Origin of the sequence: Salibaculum griseiflavum, assembly GCF_003129565.1 — a bacterium.
GTDB classification, from domain to species: Bacteria; Pseudomonadota; Alphaproteobacteria; order Rhodobacterales; family Rhodobacteraceae; genus Salibaculum; species Salibaculum griseiflavum.
Genome location: NZ_QETF01000004.1, coordinates 80,853 through 100,029 on the forward strand (window position 1 = coordinate 80,853; position 19,177 = coordinate 100,029).

Sequence of the window (19,177 nt, forward strand, 5' to 3'; positions counted from 1 at the left end):
CGTGTTTCGGGCGGGGCAGGGGCCCGCGATCAGATCAAGGCTGCCAGAAGCATGGCCATGGTTGCAAGGAATCCCGCCACCCAGATCAGGCTTCGGCCCGGGGCCCAGCCCATCAGGTAGGCGGGAACGTAGAGAAGGCGGGCCGCCAGGTAGACCCAGGCGCAGGCCGCCGTGAAGGCGGTGGATTTGTCGGCGAGGGTTATCACCAGAACGGCGGGCGTAAAGAGGGCAAGACTCTCAAAATGGTTATTCAGCGCCCTCTGCGCCCGCCCCGCCGTGCCGGTCAGCTGCCGCGGCTCGTCGCGGGGCGAGGCGGCGTATTTCGTGCCCACCTGTTTCTGGGCCAGCGCCGAGTAGAGCACGAATTGGACGCCTTGCAGCAAGACGGCGAGGGTGAGGGCGAGGAGTTCGGGGGTCATGTTTGTCTAAAGTCGCAGATAAGCCAAATACAATCCCGCAAGTGTGAGTGCGAAGCCAGAGATCCATTTCCATTCACGCTTACAGAATCCGACAATGCTTCTCGCCCAGGTTGCGGTCCAGTGACGTTCAAATCCGATGAAAAAGAAGCCGTCGCCTTTGTCGCCAACGAACTCACCTTCCCACCATTTTGATACTCGCGTCTTTAGGCTGCACAAAAAATTTCGAATAGAACTGGCTCCATTTCGCAACCGCATTTCCAAGCCGCTTCACACTCAAGTCACAAATCCATCAACAACCGGCGCGGATCTTCCAGCGCCTCTTTCACGCGCACGAGGAAGGTCACGGCGCCTTTGCCGTCGACGATGCGGTGGTCATAGGACAGGGCCAGGTACATCATCGGGCGGATGACGACCTCTCCGTTGATGGCGACGGGGCGATCCTGGATCTTGTGCATGCCCAGGATGCCCGATTGCGGCGGGTTCAGGATGGGCGAGGACATGAGAGAGCCGTAGACGCCGCCGTTCGAGATGGTGAACGTCCCGCCCTGCATTTCCGCCATGGACAGCTTGCCATCGCGCGCCTTGCGGCCCTTTTCGCCGATGGCCTTTTCGATCTCGGCAAAGGACATGCTGTCGGCGTCATTGATCACCGGCACGACCAGCCCCTGCGGGGTGCCCGCGGCGATGCCCATGTTGACGTAGTTCTTGTAGACGATCTCGGTGCCGTCGATCTCGGCATTGACCTCGGGAACCTCTTTGAGCGCGTGGCAGCAGGCCTTGGTGAAGAAGGACATGAAGCCAAGGCGCACGCCGTGCTTCTTCTCGAACTCGTCCTTGTACTGCTTGCGCAGGGCCATGGCCTCGGACATGTCCACCTCGTTATAGGTGGTCAGCATGGCCGCGGTGTTCTGGCTGTCCTTCAGGCGCTTGGCGATGGTCTGGCGCAGCTTGGTCATCTTGACCCGTTCCTCGCGCGCGGCCTGCTCGGCGGCGACGGGGGCGCGCGGTGCTGCGGCAGCCGGGGCAGGGGCCGATGCCGCGGGGGCGGCCATGGCCTTGAGCACGTCCTCTTTCATGACGCGGCCATCCTTGCCGGTGCCCTGCACATCCGTCAGGTCGTTCTCGGCCATCAGCTTCTTGGCGCTGGGCGCGTCCTCGACATCCTTGCCGGTGCCCGAGGAGCTGGCGGCCGGGGCCTCGTCCTTGTCGTCGGCGGCGGGGGCCGGCGCGGCATCGCTGTCGGTCGACATGATGGCCAGCTTGCCGCCGGCCTCGACCGTGCTGCCTTCTTCGGCCAGCACCTTGGTCAGGACGCCGGCAGCGGGCGCGGGCACCTCGACCGAGACCTTGTCGGTCTCCAGCTCGCAGAGCATTTCGTCGGCGGCGAAGGCCTCGCCCGGTTTCTTGAACCAGGTGGACACGGTCGCCTCGGACACGCTTTCGCCCAGGGTCGGCACCATCACGTCCATCTCGGCACCACTCCCGCCGGTATCGGACTTTTCGTCCTTGGCTTCGGCGCGGTCGCCGTTTTCCTTCTGGCTGCGTTCCTTGGGTTGTTCCGGGCCGGCATCGTCGGCGGCCGAGATGCTGGCCAGCAGGGCATCGACGCCCACGGTCTCGCCCTCGGCGGCGACGATCTCGGACAGGGTGCCGGCGGCGGGCGAGGGGACCTCGACCGTCACCTTGTCGGTTTCCAGCTCGCACAGCATTTCATCCTGCGCGACCTTGTCGCCGGGCTTCTTGAACCAGGTTGCCACCGTCGCTTCGGTGACGCTTTCGCCCAGGGTGGGGACACGGACTTCGGTCATTGGATTAGTTCCCTTCGATGGTCAGCGCGTCGTTCACGAGCGCCTCTTGTTCTGCCTTGTGGCGCGAGGCCAGGCCCGTGGCGGGCGAGGCGGCGGCGGCGCGGCCCGCATAGACGGGGCGCGTGTGCTTGGCCTTGATGCGGGTCAGCACCCATTCGATGTTCGGCTCCATGAAGAACCAGGCGCCCTGGTTCTTGGGCTCCTCCTGGCACCAGACCATGTCGGCATTGGGGAAGCGCTGAAGCTCTTTCACCGCGGATTGCGCCGGGAACGGGTAGAACTGCTCGAACCGCATCAGGTAGATGTCGTCGATGCCTCGGCGGTCGCGTTCTTCCAGCAGGTCGTAATAGACCTTGCCGGAACACATGACGACACGCTTGATCTTGTCATCCGCGACCAGCTGGGTGTCAGAATTGCCGTATTGCGCATCGTCCCACAGCACCCGGTGGAAGCTGCTGCCTTTCTGGAATTCCTCGGCCTTGCTGACGGCCAGCTTGTGGCGCAGCAGGGATTTCGGCGTCATCAGGATCAGCGGCTTGCGGTAGGTGCGGTGCAATTGACGGCGCAGGATGTGGAAATAGTTGGCCGGCGTGGTGCAGTTGGCCACGATCCAGTTGTCCCCGCCGCTCATCTGCAGGAACCGTTCCAGCCGGGCCGAGGAGTGCTCCGGCCCCTGGCCCTCGAAACCGTGGGGCAAGAGGCAGACAAGACCCGACATGCGCAGCCATTTCGATTCACCGGAACTGATGAACTGGTCGAACATGATCTGGGCGCCGTTGGCGAAATCGCCGAACTGGGCTTCCCACAGAACAAGCGCGTTGGGTTCGGCCAGCGAATAGCCGTATTCGAAGCCGAGCACCGCGTATTCCGACAGCATCGAGTCGATGACCTCGTAGCGGGCCTGCCCGTCACGAATGTGGTTGAGCGGGAAATAGCGTTCCTCGGTCTCCTGGTTGACGATGCCGGAATGGCGCTGGCTGAACGTGCCGCGGGTGCTGTCCTGGCCGGCCAGCCGCACCGGGTAGCCTTCGGTCATCAGGCTGCCGAAGGCCAGCGCCTCGGCCGTGGCCCAGTCGAAGCCCTGGCCGGTCTGGAACATCTTCTGCTTGGTTTCCAGAAGGCGGCCCACCGTCTTGTGCATGGGAAAGCCGTCGGGGACGGTCGTCAGCGCCTTGCCGATTTCGTCAAAGGTCTTTTTCTTGATGGCGGTTTCGCCGCGCTGGTAGTCTTCTTGCTTGCGGTCCATGTGGGACCACTTGCCGTCCAGCCAGTCGGCCTTGTTGGGCTTGTAATCCTTGCCGGCCTCGAACTCATCATTGAGGTAGCTCTGGAACCCGGCCTTCTGTTCCTCGACCTCGCCCTCGGGGATCAGCCCGTCCTTGACCAGCCGTTCGGTATACAAGGTCAGCGTGGTCTTCTGCTGCTTGATCTTCTTGTACATGATCGGGTTGGTGAACATCGGTTCATCGCCCTCGTTATGGCCGAAGCGGCGATAACAGATCATGTCGATGACCACGTCCTTGTGGAACTTCTGGCGGAACTCGGTGGCGACCTTGGCGGCGTGGACCACGGCCTCGGGATCGTCGCCGTTCACGTGGAAGATCGGCGCCTCGACCATCAGCGCGATATCCGTGGGATAGGGCGAAGAGCGCGAGAAATGCGGCGCGGTGGTAAAGCCGATCTGGTTGTTGACGACCAGATGCATCGTGCCACCGGTGCGGTGGCCGCGCAGGCCCGACAGGCCAAAGCCCTCGGCCACCACACCTTGCCCGGCAAAAGCCGCATCCCCATGCAGCAGGATGCCCATCACCGCCGTGCGGTCGGTGTCATTCAGCTGGTCCTGCTTGGCGCGGACCTTGCCGAGGACAACCGGGTTCACGGCTTCAAGGTGCGACGGGTTCGCCGTCAGCGACAGGTGCACGGTGTTGCCGTCGAATTCCCGGTCGCTGGAGGCGCCGAGGTGGTATTTCACGTCGCCGGAGCCATCCACGTCCTCGGGCTTGAAGCTGCCGCCCTGGAATTCGTTGAAGATGGCGCGATAGGGTTTGCCCATCACGTTGGCCAGGATGTTCAGGCGCCCGCGGTGGGGCATGCCGATGACGATTTCCTTCAGGCCCAGCTGACCGCCGCGCTTGATGATCTGCTCCATGGCCGGGATCAGCGCTTCGCCGCCGTCCAGGCCGAACCGCTTGGTGCCCATGTATTTGACGTGCAGGAACTTCTCGAAGCCTTCGGACTCGACCAGCTTGTTCAGGATTGCCTTTCGGCCATTCTGGGTGAAGGCGATTTCCTTGCCCAGACCCTCGATCCGCTCCTTCAGCCAGGCGGATTCCTCGGGGTTGGAGATGTGCATGTATTGCAGGGCAAAGGTGCCGCAATAGGTGCGCTGGACGATGGCCAGGATCTCGCGCATGGAGGCCACTTCGAGCCCCAGCACATTGTCGATGAAGATCGGCCGATCCATGTCCTTTTCGTCGAACCCGTAGGATTTCGGGTCGAGCTCGGGATGCGGGGTCTGGTCGCGCATGCCCAGCGGATCGAGATCCGCCACAAGGTGGCCGCGAATCCGGTAGGCCCGGATCAGCATCAGGGCCCGGATCGAATCCAGAACGGCATGGCGCACCTGCTCCTCGGTGATGGCAATGCCCTTCTCATCGGCCTTGGCCTTGATCTTGTCCCCGGCAGCCTTCGCGTCCTTTGGGTCGGCGGGCCATTGGCCATCGAGTGCGGCGGTCAGGTCGTCGGCCGGCTGCGGTGGCCAATCGTTGCGGGCCCAGGATGGGCCGGCCGCTTCCGCGCGGGCCTCCGAGGGGGCGTCCCCCAGCGCCTTGAAGAACTCGCGCCAACTTTCATCGACCGCGCCGGGATTCTCGGCGTATCGCGCATAAAGCTGCTCGATATATTCCGCATTGTGCCCCTGCATGAAGCTGGAGGCGTGGAAGACGTCGTTGGGGGATTGGTCGGTCATTTTGACGATCCTTCGATGCAGCAGGGTGCGTGGCCTGCAGATGCAAGTGATCCGGGCGACTGCGCCCGGACCTGTGCGGCGATGATGACAAGACCCAGCACCAGGAACAGGGCCGCGAACAGGCGGGGGGCCAGGGCCTCCCGCCGGAGCACGCGGATATCCCGGTGCGGCCGCTGCATCACTTGCCGATCGCTTCCATCACGGCCTCGCCCAGGGTGGCGGGGCTGTCGGCGACGACGATGCCGGCGGATTTCATGGCCTCGATCTTGCTTTCGGCGTCGCCCTTGCCGCCCGAGACGATCGCGCCGGCATGGCCCATGCGGCGGCCCGGAGGCGCGGTGCGACCAGCGATGAACCCGGCGACAGGCTTCCAGCGGCCCTTCTTCTTCTGTTCGGCCAGGAATTCGGCGGCTTCTTCCTCGGCGGTGCCGCCGATCTCGCCGATCATGATCATGGACTGCGTCTCGTCATCGTCCAGGAACATGTCCAGCACGTCGATATGCTCGGTCCCCTTGATCGGGTCGCCGCCGATGCCGACGGCGGTGGACTGGCCCAGCCCCATATCCGAGGTCTGCTTGACGGCCTCGTAGGTCAGCGTGCCGGAGCGGCTGACGACGCCGACCGACCCGCGCTTGTGGATATGGCCCGGCATGATGCCGATCTTGCAGGCCTCGGGGGTGATGATGCCGGGGCAGTTCGGCCCGATCAGGCGCGACTTCGACCCTTCCAGAGCGCGTTGCACCTTCATCATGTCCAGAACCGGGATGCCCTCGGTGATGCAGACGATCAGTTCCATCTCGGCGTCGATCGCTTCGAGGATCGAGTCGGCGGCGAAGGGCGGCGGCACGTAGATGACGGAGGCGTTCGCCTCGGTCTTGGCCTTGGCTTCGTGGACCGAGTTGAAGACCGGCAGGTCCAGGTGGGTCTGTCCGCCCTTGCCCGGTGTCACGCCGCCAACCATCTTGGTGCCATAGGCAATGGCCTGTTCCGAGTGGAAGGTGCCCTGCGAGCCGGTGAAGCCCTGACAGATCACTTTGGTGTTTTCGTCTACAAGAATGGCCATGGATTGCCTTTCACTTTCTTTGGTGTTTCGCGGCTAGGTCGAGCCGACCGGGGTAAGGGAAACGGTGAGCCGCGCTAGGCGCGCCTGTCCCGTGATAAGTTGCCAGATATGCCGTGGCAGGTTGCGCAACTGCGCCCAGCCACGCAGCCAGGCCTGCCGACGCAGGTCGCGTTTGTCGGCGGCCTTCTTATGCGTCCGCACCGTCTGCTCATGGCCCGGATCGTTGCCTTGGCCGACCAAGCCAGGGGAGACTTGGTAGATGGATGCCTCGCGGGCCACGCCCGACACATAAGGGTCGAATATGAAGGAGTCCGTGGACAAGTTGATCCGATCAACTCGGAGCATCCGCTGCGCATGTTGGCGCGTGACGAGATATCCAGCGGCGCCAGGATGCCGTGAATAAAGACGCGCGATAGAGCGGCCTCGGAATTCGGAAGCGCGGCGCGACAGGATGTGAACCATGCGCGTATCTGGCCAGACTTCCAACTTCACGATATCGGCGTCGGCGGGCCACCATGAAAGATCTTCCAGCCATTCGCCCATTTCTGGTGCGATATACACGTCGTCTTCCAGCACGAGTGCGATATCCGCAGCAGTCGCCAAGAATTCTTGCCAGATGTTCTGGTGACTCCAGGTGATAGCCATATTCGTGACTGGCACGATGCCCCAAGGCCCGAAATCATCAAAGCGGGCAAGTAATGCCGCTTCACCGACTTCGGCGGCGTCCACGGCTGGCAGAAATTCACCGTTTATACCCGCACCTGCGAGTTCGCGTTCCATGGTTTCGCGGCGGATCACCGCCCGATCCAAGTTGACCACAAAGGTGGCGACTTTCGCAGGCGTATTCGTCATGCCCCCACCTCCTCGGCCGCTTTCGCCGCAGCGCGGGCGTCGAGCACGGCGATGATCTGCTCGCGCGTCCACAGCCCCATGGAGCGGTGCTTGCGGCCCTCGTCGCGCTCGGCGATGTCGGCGGGCAGGTCGTCTGCGGTTTCATGGATCATGTCGATGGGGGCGGGAAAGTTGAACGGCGCGGCCATCGGGTTGAACTTGGTGAAGCCGCCGTTCTTGCCCAGTTTCTTGTTGGCCTTGATGTGATGCATCGTGGTCAATAGCAGGGGCGTTCCCGAGGCGACGAAGTTTTCCAGGAATTTCCAGCGCAGCCAGAATTTCAGGTGAAACAGCACATCGCGCGCCATCATCATGTCGGCCTTGGGCAGCGGGTCCGAGGTGATATCGAGCAGAATGAAGTCCCGGTTGGGGCCACCATGGGCCGCGCGCACCTCCTCGACCACGGCATCGGCGATATCCCCGCCGATATACTGGATATCGCCCAGATCGACCGAGGCCATCCAGTTCCAGTCGCCGCAGGGCGCGTCGAGGAACGTGCCGACACCGTGCTTTTCGAGAAACGCGGGAAGCTGCGCCCGAAGACGTTCGGTGAAAGCCAACGTCGATCCGGCGCCCGAGCGGCTTTCGTCCTGCTGCCCGTGCCAGATCTTGTCGTTGAATTCCTTGCGCAGGTCGTCCCGCATTGCCTCAGCCCTTGACCGCCTTGACGATCTTCTGGGCGCCGTCCTTGAGGTCGTCGGCCGCGATGACGTCCAGACCGGAGGTGTTGATGATCTCCTTGCCCTTCTCGACATTCGTGCCTTCCAGGCGCACGACCAGCGGCACTTGCAGGCCGACTTCCTTTACAGCGGCCACCACGCCCTCGGCGATCACGTCACAGCGCATGATGCCGCCGAAGATGTTCACCAGGATGCCTTTGACGTTGGGGTCGGAGGTGATGATCTTGAACGCCTCGGTGACCTTTTCCTTGGTCGCGCCGCCACCCACGTCGAGGAAGTTGGCAGGCTCCGCGCCGTAGAGCTTGATGATGTCCATGGTCGCCATGGCCAGGCCTGCGCCGTTCACCATGCAGCCGATCTCGCCATCGAGCGCGATGTAGTTGAGGTCGTATTTCGACGCCTCGAGCTCTTTCGGATCTTCTTCGGTGGTGTCGCGCAGCTCGCCGATATCGGCGTGGCGGTAGATCGCGTTGCCGTCGAAGCCCATCTTGGCGTCAAGGCATTTCAGGTCGCCCTTGTCGGTCACGATCAGCGGGTTGATTTCCAGCTGCTCCATGTCCTTCTCGACGAACATCTTGTAGAGCGTGCCCATCAGCGCGACGCATTGCTTGACCTGCGGGCCTTCCAGCCCCAGCGCAAAGGCGATGCGGCGACCGTGGAACGGCTGGTAACCGGTGGCCGGATCAACCGAGAAAGACAGGATCTTCTCGGGGTTGGTCTCGGCGACCTCTTCGATATCCATGCCGCCCTCGGTGGAGGCGACGAAGGACACCCGCGACGTGCCGCGGTCGACCAGCAGGGCGAGGTAAAGCTCACGGTCGATGCCGGAACCGTCCTCGATATAGATGCGGTTGACCTGCTTGCCGGCGGGGCCGGTCTGCTTGGTCACCAGGGTGCGGCCCAGCATTTTCTTGGCTTCGTCGGCAGCTTCTTCCACCGATTTGGCCAGGCGCACGCCGCCCGCTTCGCCGGCACTGTCTTCCTTGAAGGACCCCTTGCCGCGTCCGCCCGCATGGATCTGCGCCTTGACCACCCAGAGCGGGCCGTCCAGTTCGCCGGCCTTGGTCTTGGCCTCTTCCGCTTTCAGGACAACGCGCCCGTCGCTGACCGGTGCCCCGTAAGAACGCAGCAGCGCCTTAGCCTGGTATTCGTGGATATTCATGGGTGTCCCTCATCAGATGGATTTGGATTACGGAAAGCACAGGGCTACCTCTGACAAAAAGCGTTATTTTGAGGTGAAGGCCGAAAAAGCGACATTTGTGATCACACCGGAATAAGCGTGATCACAAAATTTGGTATACAATGGTATTCCGGTGGATGGGCGTAGAATCACTGATCTTTGCGACGTGACGCGTTCCCATTGCGACGGAGTGGCCCTGCGTCTTGGTCAATCGGATCGGCCAGGTCCGATGAAAAAAGGCGCCCGAGACCGGGCGCCTTTCGAGTTTTGATCAGGGTGACGGTCAGCCGTGTCAGGCGAGGGTCTCGTCGATGCCCTTGCAGGCCGCAACAAGGCCCTTCACCGCGTCGACCGAGTTGTTGAACATGGCCTGTTCGTCCTTGTTCATCTTGATCTCGACGACGCGTTCGATGCCGCCGGCGCCAATCACCGTCGGGACACCCACGTAGAACCCGTCCAGCCCGTAGGCGTTGTCCACATAGGCCGCGCAGGGCAGCAGGCGCTTCTGGTCCTTGAGATAGGCTTCGGCCATTTCGATGGCACTGGTGGCGGGGGCGTAGAAGGCCGACCCGGTCTTGAGCAGGCCAACGATCTCGGCGCCGCCGTCACGGGTGCGTTGCACGATGGCGTCCAGCTTGTCCTGCGTGGTCCAGCCCATCTCGACCAGGTCGGGCAGCGGGATGCCGGCGACGGTGGAATAGCGGGTCAGCGGCACCATGGTATCGCCGTGGCCGCCCAGAACGAACGCGGTCACGTCCTTCATCGACACCTTGAATTCCTCGGCCAGGAAGTGGCGGAAGCGGGCGCTGTCCAGAACGCCGGCCATGCCGCACACCTTTTCGTGGGGCAGGCCGCTGAATTCGCGCAGGGCCCAGACCATGGCGTCCAGCGGGTTGGTGATGCAGATCACGAACGCGTCGGGGGCATGCTTGGCGATGCCTTCACCGACCGATTTCATGACCTTGAGGTTGATGCCAAGAAGGTCGTCGCGGCTCATGCCCGGCTTGCGCGGCACACCGGCGGTGACGATGCAGACATCGGCGCCGGCGATATCGGCATAGTCCTGCGTGCCCTTGAGCGAGGCATCGAAGCCTTCGGCGGGGCCGGATTCGGCGATGTCGAGCGCCTTGCCCTCGGGGATGCCTTCGGCGATGTCGAAAAGCACGACGTCACCGAGTTCCTTGATCGCCGTCAGGTGGGCGAGCGTGCCGCCGATCTGACCGGCGCCGATAAGGGCGATTTTGGGTCTGGCCATTGTGAATGGATCCTCTGTCCGTTCCGTTTGTAAACGGCGCTTGGGTAGTCCTTTGCGCTGCGGCGCGCAAGCCTGAGCCGGCAGGGGCCTGTAACCATGCGATTGTTTGCGCTAAAGCACCCCCGACCACCCGGCCCGCATGCGGCCCGGTTGGGGCCGAAACGACTGATTCCCCCAGGGCCGAGAGGAGCCGAGACACGATGGAAGGACCCCTGTTCTGGGCGTTGGCGTTGATCGCCTCGGTCTCGGTCGGACTGGGCAAGGGGGGGCTTCCCGCCGTGGCGATGCTGTCGGTGCCCGCCCTGTCGCTGGTGATCAATCCGATCACCGCGGCGGGGTTGCTTCTGCCAGTCTATATCCTGTCGGACATTTTCGGCGTCTGGGCCTATCGCAAGGATTTCGATGGCAAGGTGCTGAAGATCGCCATGGTCGGCATGGTGATCGGGACGGGCATCGGCTGGGCCACGGCGGAACTGGTGCCCGAATGGGTTGTTCGGCTGATCATCGGCGTGATCGGCGTCAGCTTCGCGCTCAATCTGCTTCTGCGTCAGGGGCGTGATGCCCCGGCCCGCCCGGTGCGCGCCGCGCCCGGGTTGTTCTGGACCAGCATCTCGGGTTTCACCAGTTTCGTCAGCCATTCCGGCGCGCCACCCTGGCAGGTCTGGGTTCTACCCCTGCGCCTGTCCAAGATGGCCTTTGCGGGGACCACCACGATCGTCTTCGCTTTCGCCAACGCGCTCAAGCTGGTGCCCTATTACTTCCTCGGCCAGTTGGGCCTGGAAAACCTCAAGATCGCGCTGGTGCTGGCCCTGCCGGCGATCGTAGCGGTCTTCCTGGGGCTGAAACTGGTTAGGATCATCCCCGAGGCACTGTTCTTCCGCTTCGTCAATTGGGCGCTGCTGGCGATCTCGGCCAAGCTGATCTGGGACGGGTTGGCAGCGGCCTGACCGCGCCGGGGCCTCAGCAGGAGGCCCGCTGGTCGATGATCACGTGTTGAGGGGTGAAATCACCCATCCCGGCCTGTGCCTTCTGGGCGGCCAGCGCGGCCCCGGTCAGCGCCATGGCGCAAAGCATCATGCGACGTGACATGCCTTGTCCTTTCTATGTGCGGCCGGAAACGGGTGTCCGGCATCCACCGGCGATCCTGCGAGAGCGCGGGCGAAAAACTGGTTAATGACCCGACACGTGGGCGTTGCGTGCGTCCCGTTTCTGCGACGCGGCATTTTTCGGGTTGCAAGATCGGGAATTATATGGCCCTTTCCGCGCAACATTGTTACCTGGAGGCCAGATCATGACCCGCCCCTATCGCTCGGCGCTGTATATCCCCGGATCGAAACCCCGCGCCCTGGACAAGGCACGCGGCCTGGCCACGGACGTGATCCTGTTCGACCTCGAGGATGCCGTCGCCCCCGACGAGAAGCCGTCCGCCCGCGTCACGCTGGCCGCCGAGCTCGCCAAGGGCGGTTATGGCCCGCGCATGCGGATCGTGCGCATCAACGGGCTGGATACCGAATGGGGCGCCGATGACGCGCAGGCCGCCGCCGAGATGGAGTGCGATGCGGTGCTGCTGCCCAAGGTGAACGGGCCGGGCGATCTGGATGCGATCTCCGGGATGGTCCCGGACAAGCCGGTCTGGGCCATGATGGAATCGCCGCGCGGCATCCTGAACGCCGCCGCCATTGCTGCGCATCCGGCTCTCGAAGGGTTCGTGATCGGAACCAATGACCTGGCCAAGGATCTCGGCACCCGGACGACCCCGGACCGCGCCGCGCTCTGGACAGCGTTGCAGACCTGCGTGCTGGCCGCCCGCGCCCATGGCGTTGTGGTGCTCGATGGGGTCTATAATGCCTTCAAGGACGAAGAGGGCCTGCGCGCCGAATGCGAACAGGGCCGTGATTTCGGCATGGACGGCAAGACCCTGATCCACCCCGCTCAGCTCGAGATCGCCAACGCGGTCTTTGCCCCGACCGAAGCCGAGGTCGACCTCGCGCGGCGTCAGATCGAAGCTTATGACGCCGCGATAGCCGAGGGGCAGGCGGTTGCCGTCGTGGATGGCAAGATCGTCGAGAACTTGCATGTCGCAACCGCGCGCGCGACGTTGGCCAAAGCAGAGGCAATCGCGGAACTGGAATCGGCATGACACTTCTTATAATCGGTATCCTTCTTTGGGTCGGGGCCCATATGTTCAAGCGCCTGGCCCCCGAGGCGCGCGCCCGCATGGGCGACAAGGGCAAGGGGTTGGTGGCACTGGCGCTGCTGGCCAGTATCGTGTTGATGGTGATCGGCTATCGCGGCGCGGCCTTTGTCAACGTGTGGTATCCACCGAGCTTCATGGTGCATATCAACAACCTTCTGATGTTGATCGCCTTCTTCGTCTTCGGCCTGTCGGCAACCACCGGCAGCCTGCGTGGCAGGCTGCGCCACCCGCAGCTGTTGGCCGTCAAGATCTGGGCGGTGGCGCACCTTCTGGTCAATGGCGACCTGGCCTCGATCGTGCTGTTCGGGTCGATGCTGATCTGGGCCGGGTCCGAGGTTGCGGTCATCAACCGCGCCGAAAGCTGGGAGCGGCCCGCGCCGGGCGACCCCAAGCGCAATCTGCTTCTGGTGGTCATCACTGTCGTGACCTTCGCCATCACCGCTGCCATCCACGCCTGGCTGGGCGTCTGGCCTTTCCCGGGGTGAGACCATGAAACTCTATCGTTTTCTGACCGCCGATGACACCTCGGCCTTCTGCCACAAGGTCACCGAAGCCCTGTCCAAGGGTTGGGTGCTTTACGGCGACCCGCAATACACCTTCGACCAGGCAAATGGCGTGCTGCGCTGTGGCCAGGCCGTGACCAAGGAAGTCGAGGGGGAGTACCACCCCGACATGAAGTTGGGGCAGCAATGACGACCAAGACCAATCCGGGCCGCTTTTTCGAGGATTACCAGCTGGGCCAGGTGATCGCGCATGCGGTGCCGCGCACCGTCGGGGCAGGGGAACGGGCGCTTTACCATGCGCTCTACCCGGCACGGCATGCCCTGTATTCCTCCGATGAATTCGCGCGGGCCTGTGGTTTACCCGAGAGCCCGCTGGACGACCTGGCGGCCTTTCACGTGGTCTTCGGCAAGACAGTGCCGGACATCTCGCTGAATGCCGTCGCCAATCTGGGCTATGCCGAGGGGCGCTGGCTGCAACCCGTCTATGCGGGTGACACGCTGCGATCCTCGTCCGAGGTGATCGGGCTGAAGCAGAATTCCAACGGCAACACCGGCGTTGTCTGGGTCCGCACCACCGGCACCAACCAGCGCGGCGAGGCGGTCATGGAGTATGTGCGCTGGGTCATGGTGCGCAAGCGCGATGCCGATGCGCCCGCGCCGGCAACCACCGTGCCCGAGCTGAAGAAGGCCTTGGCGGTCGAGGACCTGACCCTTCCCGAGGGACTGGATTTCTCAAGCTACGATTTCACCCTGGCGGGCGAGCCGCATCGCTGGGGCGATTACCAGGTGGGCGAAGTGATCGACCATGTCGATGGCGTCACCATCGAGGAAGCCGAGCACATGATGGCGACGCGCCTTTGGCAGAACACCGCCAAGGTGCATTTCGACCTGACCTTCCGCCCCGAAGGCCGCCTGATCTATGGCGGGCACGTGATCTCGATGGCGCGGGCGCTGTCGTTCAACGGGTTGGCCAATGCCCAGATGATCGTGGGTCTGAATGGTGGGGCCCATGCGAACCCCTGTTTCGCAGGTGATACGATCAAGGCCTGGTCCGAGGTGCTGGACAAGGCCGAGACAACGACCCCCGGTGTCGGCGCGGTCCGGTTGCGCCTGGTGGCCACCAAGGACGGCCATGTCGGTCATGCTCATGGCGAGGACGGCAAATACCTTCCCGGCGTCCTGCTGGATCTCGACTATTGGGCGCTTATGCCACTGTGACCGACCCCGCCATCGAGCGCGGGCCGGGGCGGCGATGCTACCGCGACGACCGGAATCGGTTGCGCTAACAGATTGGCGATGCGTGATCACAGTGACTTTTCATGTGATCACAAACCTAAAAAAGTGCCGTCCTGCGGCAAGATTCACCCTATCTTCCCCTGTCCAAAGGCGTGACTCTTCTGACAAGATGGCTAAAACGGGAGATGATATGCCATTGTATACCAAGACAATGGTCCCGATCACAAAAGGGAGCCGGACATGGCCGACGTGAACCGGGGGGATCGCCCCCTTTCGCCTCACCTTCAGATCTACCGTCCGCAATGGACATCCGTCACCTCGATCTTCGTGCGCATCACGGGCAATGCCCTGCTGATTTCCGCGCTGCTCGCGATCTGGTGGTTTGCCGCTCTGGCGCGCGGCCCCGAGGCCTACGCGGTCGCGAATGGCGTGCTGACAAGCTGGTTCGGTGACCTGGTAATGTTCCTCAGCGTTGGTGGTATCTGGTATCACCTGCTGGGCGGCGTGCGTCACCTGATCTGGGACAGCGGCCACATGCTCGACGTGAACCGATCCGAGATGTTCGGCCAGGGCATGGTCATCGTGTCGGTCCTGCTGACAATCTTCACCGTTATCGTGCTGTAAGGAGGTCCTGATGCGTTATCTGACAGACCGCAAACGCGCCGCGGGCCTTGGTTCGGCCAAATCGGGCACCGAACACCACTGGCACATGATGATCTCCTCGGTCGCGCTGGTCGGCCTGGTGCCGCTCTTCGTCTTTACCTTCGGGCGGGCGCTGGGCATGGGATACGAGGACGCGCTCGCCTATTATGCGCGCCCTTTCCCGGCGATCGTGGGGATCCTGACCCTGCTGGTGGGCTTCTACCACTTCAAGGGCGGCGTGCAGGTGTTGATCGAGGACTATGTCCACGGTTTCGCCCGCAAGGCGCTTATCATCGGCATGACCTGCCTTTCCTATGCGGCTGCCGCGGTGGGCGTTTTCGCCATCGTGCGCATCGCCCTCTGATCCGGGACTGAAAAGACATGGCTGAATACGAATACGAAACGCATGAATACGATGTGGTCGTGGTTGGCGCCGGTGGCGCCGGACTGCGCGCCACGTTGGGCATGGCCGAACAGGGCCTGCGCACGGCCTGTATCTCGAAGGTGTTCCCGACGCGCTCGCACACGGTTGCCGCGCAGGGGGGCATCGCCGCCTCGCTCGGCAACATGGGCCCCGACAGCTGGCAATGGCACATGTATGACACCGTCAAAGGGTCGGACTGGCTGGGCGACACGGACGCCATGGAATACCTCGCCCGCGAGGCGCCCAAGGCGGTCTACGAGCTGGAGCACTACGGCGTGCCCTTCAGCCGCACCGAAGAGGGCAAGATCTACCAGCGTCCCTTTGGCGGCCATACCACCGAATTCGGCGAAGGCCCCCCGGTGCAACGCACCTGTGCCGCCGCCGACCGGACCGGCCACGCCATCCTGCACACGCTCTATGGTCAGAGCCTGAAGCAGAAGGCGGAATTCTACATCGAGTATTTCGCCATCGACCTGCTGATGTCCGAGGACGGCCAGTGCGAAGGCGTGCTGTGCTGGAAGCTCGATGATGGCACCATGCATGTCTTTGCCGCCAAGATGGTCGTTCTGGCCACCGGCGGCTATGGGCGCGCCTATTTCAGCGCCACCAGCGCCCACACCTGCACCGGTGATGGCGGCGGCATGGTGGCCCGCGCGGGTCTGCCGCTTCAGGACATGGAATTCGTGCAGTTCCACCCCACCGGCATCTACGGCGCCGGCTGCCTGATCACAGAGGGCGCGCGCGGCGAGGGCGGCTACCTGACCAATTCCGAAGGCGAGCGGTTCATGGAGCGCTACGCCCCCAACTACAAGGACCTGGCCCCGCGCGACTATGTCAGCCGCTGCATGACCATGGAAATTCGCGAAGGCCGCGGCGTGGGGGCCAATGGCGATCATATCCACCTGAACCTCAACCACCTGCCTGCCGAGGCACTGGCCGAACGCTTGCCGGGCATTTCCGAAAGCGCCCGGATCTTCGCCGGTGTGGACGTGACCAAGGAACCGATCCCGGTCATTCCCACCGTGCATTACAACATGGGCGGCGTGCCGACGAATTACTGGGGCGAGGTTCTGAACCCGACCGAGAAGGACCCCAACGCCATCGTGCCCGGGCTGATGGCCGTGGGCGAGGCGGGCTGTGCCAGCGTGCACGGGGCCAACCGCCTCGGCTCCAACTCGCTGATCGACCTCGTGGTCTTCGGCCGCGCCGCCGCGATCCGCGCGGGTGACGTGGTGGATCGCGCCAAGGCGGTGCCGACACCCGCGAAGGCGGCGATCGACAAGGCCTTCGACCGGTTCGACGGGCTGCGCCATGCCAATGGTGGCACGCCGACTGCCGAGCTGCGCCTGGAGATGCAGAAGACCATGCAGCAGGATGCCGCTGTCTTCCGCACCGACGAAACCCTGAAGGCCGGTGTCGAAAAGATGAAGGGCGTTGCCGCCAAGATGGACGACCTGCATGTCACCGACCGCAGCCTCGTGTGGAACAGCGACCTCATGGAAACGCTGGAGCTGGACAACCTGATGCCCAATGCGCTGGCTACGATCTTCGGCGCAGAGGCTCGCAAGGAAAGCCGCGGCGCCCATGCCCACGAGGATTACGCCGAACGCGACGACAAGACCTGGCGCGTCCACACGATTTCGCGGGTCGAGGGCAATAAGGTCGACCTGTCCTATCGCCCGGTCATCGAGGCGCCGCTGACCAAGGAAAAAGAAGGCGGCATCAACCTCAAGAAGATCGCGCCCAAGGAACGGACCTTCTGATGTTGCGCGTCGTGCCCGTTCTGCTGGCCCTTGCGGCCTGCGCCCCGCAGCCGATCAGCCCCGAACGGGCGGCGGAAATCTGCGAGCAAAGGGCGCGGGCCGCGCAAGGGCCGACGGGCCGTGTTACGATCGGAGCCAGCAGCAGCGACGGACCCTTTGCCGGTGCCGAGATCGGGCTGTCGGCCGACTACCTGGCCGGGCGCGACCCGGTCGAGGTCTACGAAGAGTGCGTGTTCGAGCGCACCGGGGCGGCCCCGATCCGGCCTCCGGTGCTGCGCTAGAAACAAGGAGTATGAAGATGAAAAGAATCATTCTGTCCCTGATCGCCGCAACCGCGCTTGCGGGGTGTGACATGCCCGGCTTCATGGCCGACCCGACCGCGACCACCGCGACCGACCTCGTCACCGCCTCGATGGTAGGCACCGAATTGTCCGGCGGCATCGTCGTGACCGAACGCATCGCCCGCCCCCTGGCCGAATGTGTGGCAGAGCACGCCACCGACGAGGAACTGGCCCAGATCGTCGCGGCCACGGATGATGCCACCCGCAATGCCATCACCAGCGCCGTGCTGGCCCGCCCCGAAGCCATCAGCTGCGCCACTGCAGCCCTGACCGCCTGAACCTGAAAGGAGCCAGACCGCCATGGTCCAGCTGACCCTTCCCAAGAACAGCCGGATGACCACCGGCAAGACCTGGCCCAAACCCGAGGGCGGGACGAACCTGCGCAAGGTGCAGATCTATCGTTGGGACCCCGATGACGGGCAGAACCCGCGCCTGGATACCTACTGGGTGGACATGGATGAGTGCGGACCGATGGTTCTCGACATCCTGATCAAGATCAAGAACGAGATCGACCCGACCCTGACCTTCCGCCGGTCCTGCCGCGAAGGCATCTGTGGGTCCTGCGCGATGAATATCGACGGGATCAACACGCTGGCCTGTATCTACGGCGCCGACGAGATCAAGGGCGATATCAAGATCTACCCGCTGCCGCACATGCCGGTGGTCAAGGACCTGATCCCGGATCTCACGCATTTCTACGCCCAGCATGCCAGCATCATGCCCTGGCTGGAAACCAAGACGAACCGTCCCGCCAAGGAATGGAAACAGTCCATCGAGGACCGCAAGAAGCTGGACGGTCTTTATGAATGCGTGATGTGCGCCAGTTGCTCGACGGCCTGCCCGTCCTATTGGTGGAACGGTGATCGCTACCTCGGGCCGGCAGCGCTTCTGCATGCCTATCGCTGGATCATCGACAGCCGCGACGAGGCGACGGGCGAACGGCTGGACCAGCTTGAGGATCCGTTCAAGCTCTATCGGTGCCACACGATCATGAACTGCGCCAAGACCTGCCCCAAGGGTCTGAACCCGGCCGAGGCCATCGCGCATATCAAGAAGATGATGGTGGAACGCCGGGTCTGAACCCGTGCAAGACGCCGTTCTGATTGCGCTTGCCCTAGCCGCGCTGGCGGGGTTGTCGATACCCGTCGGAGCGTGGCTGGGCAGCCGCGAGAACCTTTTCCCGCGCTGGCTGGAGGACGAGTTCCGCCACACGATCATCGCGTTCGGGGGCGGGGCACTTCTCGCGGCGGTGGCACTTGTGCTGGTTCCCGAGGGCGTTCGATATGTCAGCCCGTTGACCGCGATGCTGGCCTTCTGCGCCGGCGGCGCGGTGTTCTGGCTGGTCGATAGCGCGCTGGAACGGCGCGGTGGCCACGGGGCGCAGTTCATGGCGATGCTGCTTGATTACGTCCCCGAAGCGATGGCCCTGGGTGCGCTGCTGAGCGATGCGACGGGCGTGGCCGTGCTGATGGCCGGTCTCATCATGGTGCAGAACCTTCCCGAAGGCTTCAATGCCTACCGCGAGATGGAAGGTGGCAAGCAACGCAAGCGGCGGTCGCTGTTCTGGCTGTTTGTCCTGGTGGTGCCATTCGGGCCGCTTGCTGCCTGGCTGGGGGTGTCCGTCCTGGCCAGCAATACAGCGGTGCTCGGCGCGATCATGCTCTTTGCCGCGGGTGGCATCGTCTACTTGCTGTTCGAGGACGTGGCGCCGCAAGTGCGGCTTGAACGGCGATGGAGCCCGCCGCTGGGCGCCGTTGCGGGCTTCGCGCTGGGCCTCGCGGGCAGTCTCGCCACCGCCTGACATCCA

21 protein-coding genes are annotated in these 19,177 nt (G+C 63.5%); 12 read left to right on the top strand and 9 right to left on the bottom strand.

What is annotated here, in order from left to right; all coding sequences use genetic code 11:
* Positions 1-29 precede the first annotated feature (29 nt).
* The 8 genes from DFK10_RS05150 to mdh form a co-directional block, all read right to left on the bottom strand.
* On the bottom strand, positions 30-419 hold the full coding sequence (locus DFK10_RS05150; RefSeq protein ID WP_109387293.1) for an MAPEG family protein: 390 nt from the start codon (positions 417-419) through the stop codon (positions 30-32).
* 278 nt (positions 420-697) lie between these two features.
* The gene (odhB, locus tag DFK10_RS05155) at positions 698-2,227 is read right to left on the bottom strand and encodes a 2-oxoglutarate dehydrogenase complex dihydrolipoyllysine-residue succinyltransferase (protein ID WP_109387295.1); all 1,530 of its coding nucleotides are present in this window, start codon (positions 2,225-2,227) and stop codon (positions 698-700) included.
* Positions 2,228-2,231: 4 nt separating this feature from the next.
* Complete coding sequence (locus tag DFK10_RS05160; RefSeq protein ID WP_109387297.1) at positions 2,232-5,195, bottom strand: 2-oxoglutarate dehydrogenase E1 component; 2,964 nt, start codon at positions 5,193-5,195, stop codon at positions 2,232-2,234.
* A gap of 178 nt (positions 5,196-5,373) precedes the next feature.
* Positions 5,374-6,258, bottom strand: coding sequence for a succinate--CoA ligase subunit alpha (gene sucD, locus DFK10_RS05170; protein ID WP_109387302.1), 885 nt, complete (start codon positions 6,256-6,258; stop codon positions 5,374-5,376).
* 33 nt (positions 6,259-6,291) lie between these two features.
* Complete coding sequence (locus DFK10_RS05175; RefSeq protein WP_109387304.1) at positions 6,292-7,110, bottom strand: glycosyltransferase family 25 protein; 819 nt, start codon at positions 7,108-7,110, stop codon at positions 6,292-6,294.
* The gene (locus DFK10_RS05180) at positions 7,107-7,793 is read right to left on the bottom strand and encodes a class I SAM-dependent methyltransferase (protein WP_109387306.1); all 687 of its coding nucleotides are present in this window, start codon (positions 7,791-7,793) and stop codon (positions 7,107-7,109) included. The genes DFK10_RS05175 and DFK10_RS05180 overlap by 4 nt, the downstream gene beginning before the upstream one ends.
* A 4-nt stretch (positions 7,794-7,797) precedes the next feature.
* A complete protein-coding gene (gene sucC, locus DFK10_RS05185; protein WP_109387308.1) occupies positions 7,798-8,991 on the bottom strand; it encodes an ADP-forming succinate--CoA ligase subunit beta in 1,194 nt (397 codons plus the stop codon).
* A gap of 310 nt (positions 8,992-9,301) precedes the next feature.
* Positions 9,302-10,264, bottom strand: a complete 963-nt coding sequence (mdh, locus tag DFK10_RS05190; RefSeq protein WP_109387310.1) for a malate dehydrogenase — start codon at positions 10,262-10,264, stop codon at positions 9,302-9,304.
* Between the two features lie 200 nt (positions 10,265-10,464).
* Between mdh and DFK10_RS05195 the strand changes: the two genes are divergently transcribed.
* Positions 10,465-11,211: a sulfite exporter TauE/SafE family protein gene (locus DFK10_RS05195; RefSeq protein WP_109387313.1), complete on the top strand. Its 747-nt coding sequence runs from the start codon at positions 10,465-10,467 to the stop codon at positions 11,209-11,211.
* Between the two features lie 13 nt (positions 11,212-11,224).
* Here the strand turns inward: DFK10_RS05195 and DFK10_RS16680 are convergent, their stop codons facing one another.
* Complete coding sequence (locus DFK10_RS16680) at positions 11,225-11,353, bottom strand: hypothetical protein (RefSeq protein WP_268952203.1); 129 nt, start codon at positions 11,351-11,353, stop codon at positions 11,225-11,227.
* A 202-nt stretch (positions 11,354-11,555) separates the two neighbouring features.
* Here DFK10_RS16680 and DFK10_RS05200 point away from each other — a divergent pair, with 202 nt between their 5' ends.
* From DFK10_RS05200 to DFK10_RS05250, 11 genes are all read left to right on the top strand, one after another.
* Complete coding sequence (locus DFK10_RS05200) at positions 11,556-12,404, top strand: HpcH/HpaI aldolase/citrate lyase family protein (RefSeq protein ID WP_109387315.1); 849 nt, start codon at positions 11,556-11,558, stop codon at positions 12,402-12,404.
* Positions 12,401-12,946, top strand: coding sequence for an NnrU family protein (locus DFK10_RS05205; RefSeq protein ID WP_109387317.1), 546 nt, complete (start codon positions 12,401-12,403; stop codon positions 12,944-12,946). Before DFK10_RS05200 ends, DFK10_RS05205 begins: the two co-directional genes overlap by 4 nt.
* Before the next feature lie 4 nt (positions 12,947-12,950).
* On the top strand, positions 12,951-13,154 hold the full coding sequence (locus DFK10_RS05210; RefSeq protein ID WP_109387319.1) for a DUF1737 domain-containing protein: 204 nt from the start codon (positions 12,951-12,953) through the stop codon (positions 13,152-13,154).
* The gene (locus tag DFK10_RS05215) at positions 13,151-14,182 is read left to right on the top strand and encodes a MaoC family dehydratase (RefSeq protein WP_109387321.1); all 1,032 of its coding nucleotides are present in this window, start codon (positions 13,151-13,153) and stop codon (positions 14,180-14,182) included. Before DFK10_RS05210 ends, DFK10_RS05215 begins: the two co-directional genes overlap by 4 nt.
* Before the next feature lie 258 nt (positions 14,183-14,440).
* Positions 14,441-14,824 carry a succinate dehydrogenase, cytochrome b556 subunit gene (gene sdhC / locus DFK10_RS05220; RefSeq protein WP_109387323.1) on the top strand — a complete coding sequence of 128 codons (384 nt, stop codon included), beginning with the start codon at positions 14,441-14,443 and terminating at the stop codon, positions 14,822-14,824.
* Positions 14,825-14,834: 10 nt separating this feature from the next.
* A complete protein-coding gene (gene sdhD, locus DFK10_RS05225) occupies positions 14,835-15,206 on the top strand; it encodes a succinate dehydrogenase, hydrophobic membrane anchor protein (protein ID WP_109387325.1) in 372 nt (123 codons plus the stop codon).
* A gap of 17 nt (positions 15,207-15,223) precedes the next feature.
* Complete coding sequence (gene sdhA, locus DFK10_RS05230; protein WP_109387327.1) at positions 15,224-17,029, top strand: succinate dehydrogenase flavoprotein subunit; 1,806 nt, start codon at positions 15,224-15,226, stop codon at positions 17,027-17,029.
* On the top strand, positions 17,029-17,310 hold the full coding sequence (locus tag DFK10_RS05235) for a hypothetical protein (RefSeq protein WP_109387329.1): 282 nt from the start codon (positions 17,029-17,031) through the stop codon (positions 17,308-17,310). The genes sdhA and DFK10_RS05235 overlap by 1 nt, the downstream gene beginning before the upstream one ends.
* A gap of 17 nt (positions 17,311-17,327) precedes the next feature.
* Positions 17,328-17,648, top strand: a complete 321-nt coding sequence (locus tag DFK10_RS05240; protein ID WP_146193228.1) for a hypothetical protein — start codon at positions 17,328-17,330, stop codon at positions 17,646-17,648.
* A gap of 22 nt (positions 17,649-17,670) precedes the next feature.
* The gene (locus DFK10_RS05245; protein ID WP_109387333.1) at positions 17,671-18,450 is read left to right on the top strand and encodes a succinate dehydrogenase iron-sulfur subunit; all 780 of its coding nucleotides are present in this window, start codon (positions 17,671-17,673) and stop codon (positions 18,448-18,450) included.
* A 4-nt stretch (positions 18,451-18,454) separates the two neighbouring features.
* Entirely contained in the window at positions 18,455-19,171 is a 717-nt protein-coding gene (locus tag DFK10_RS05250; protein WP_109387335.1) for a ZIP family metal transporter, read from the top strand.
* The last annotated feature ends 6 nt before the right edge of the window (positions 19,172-19,177 follow it).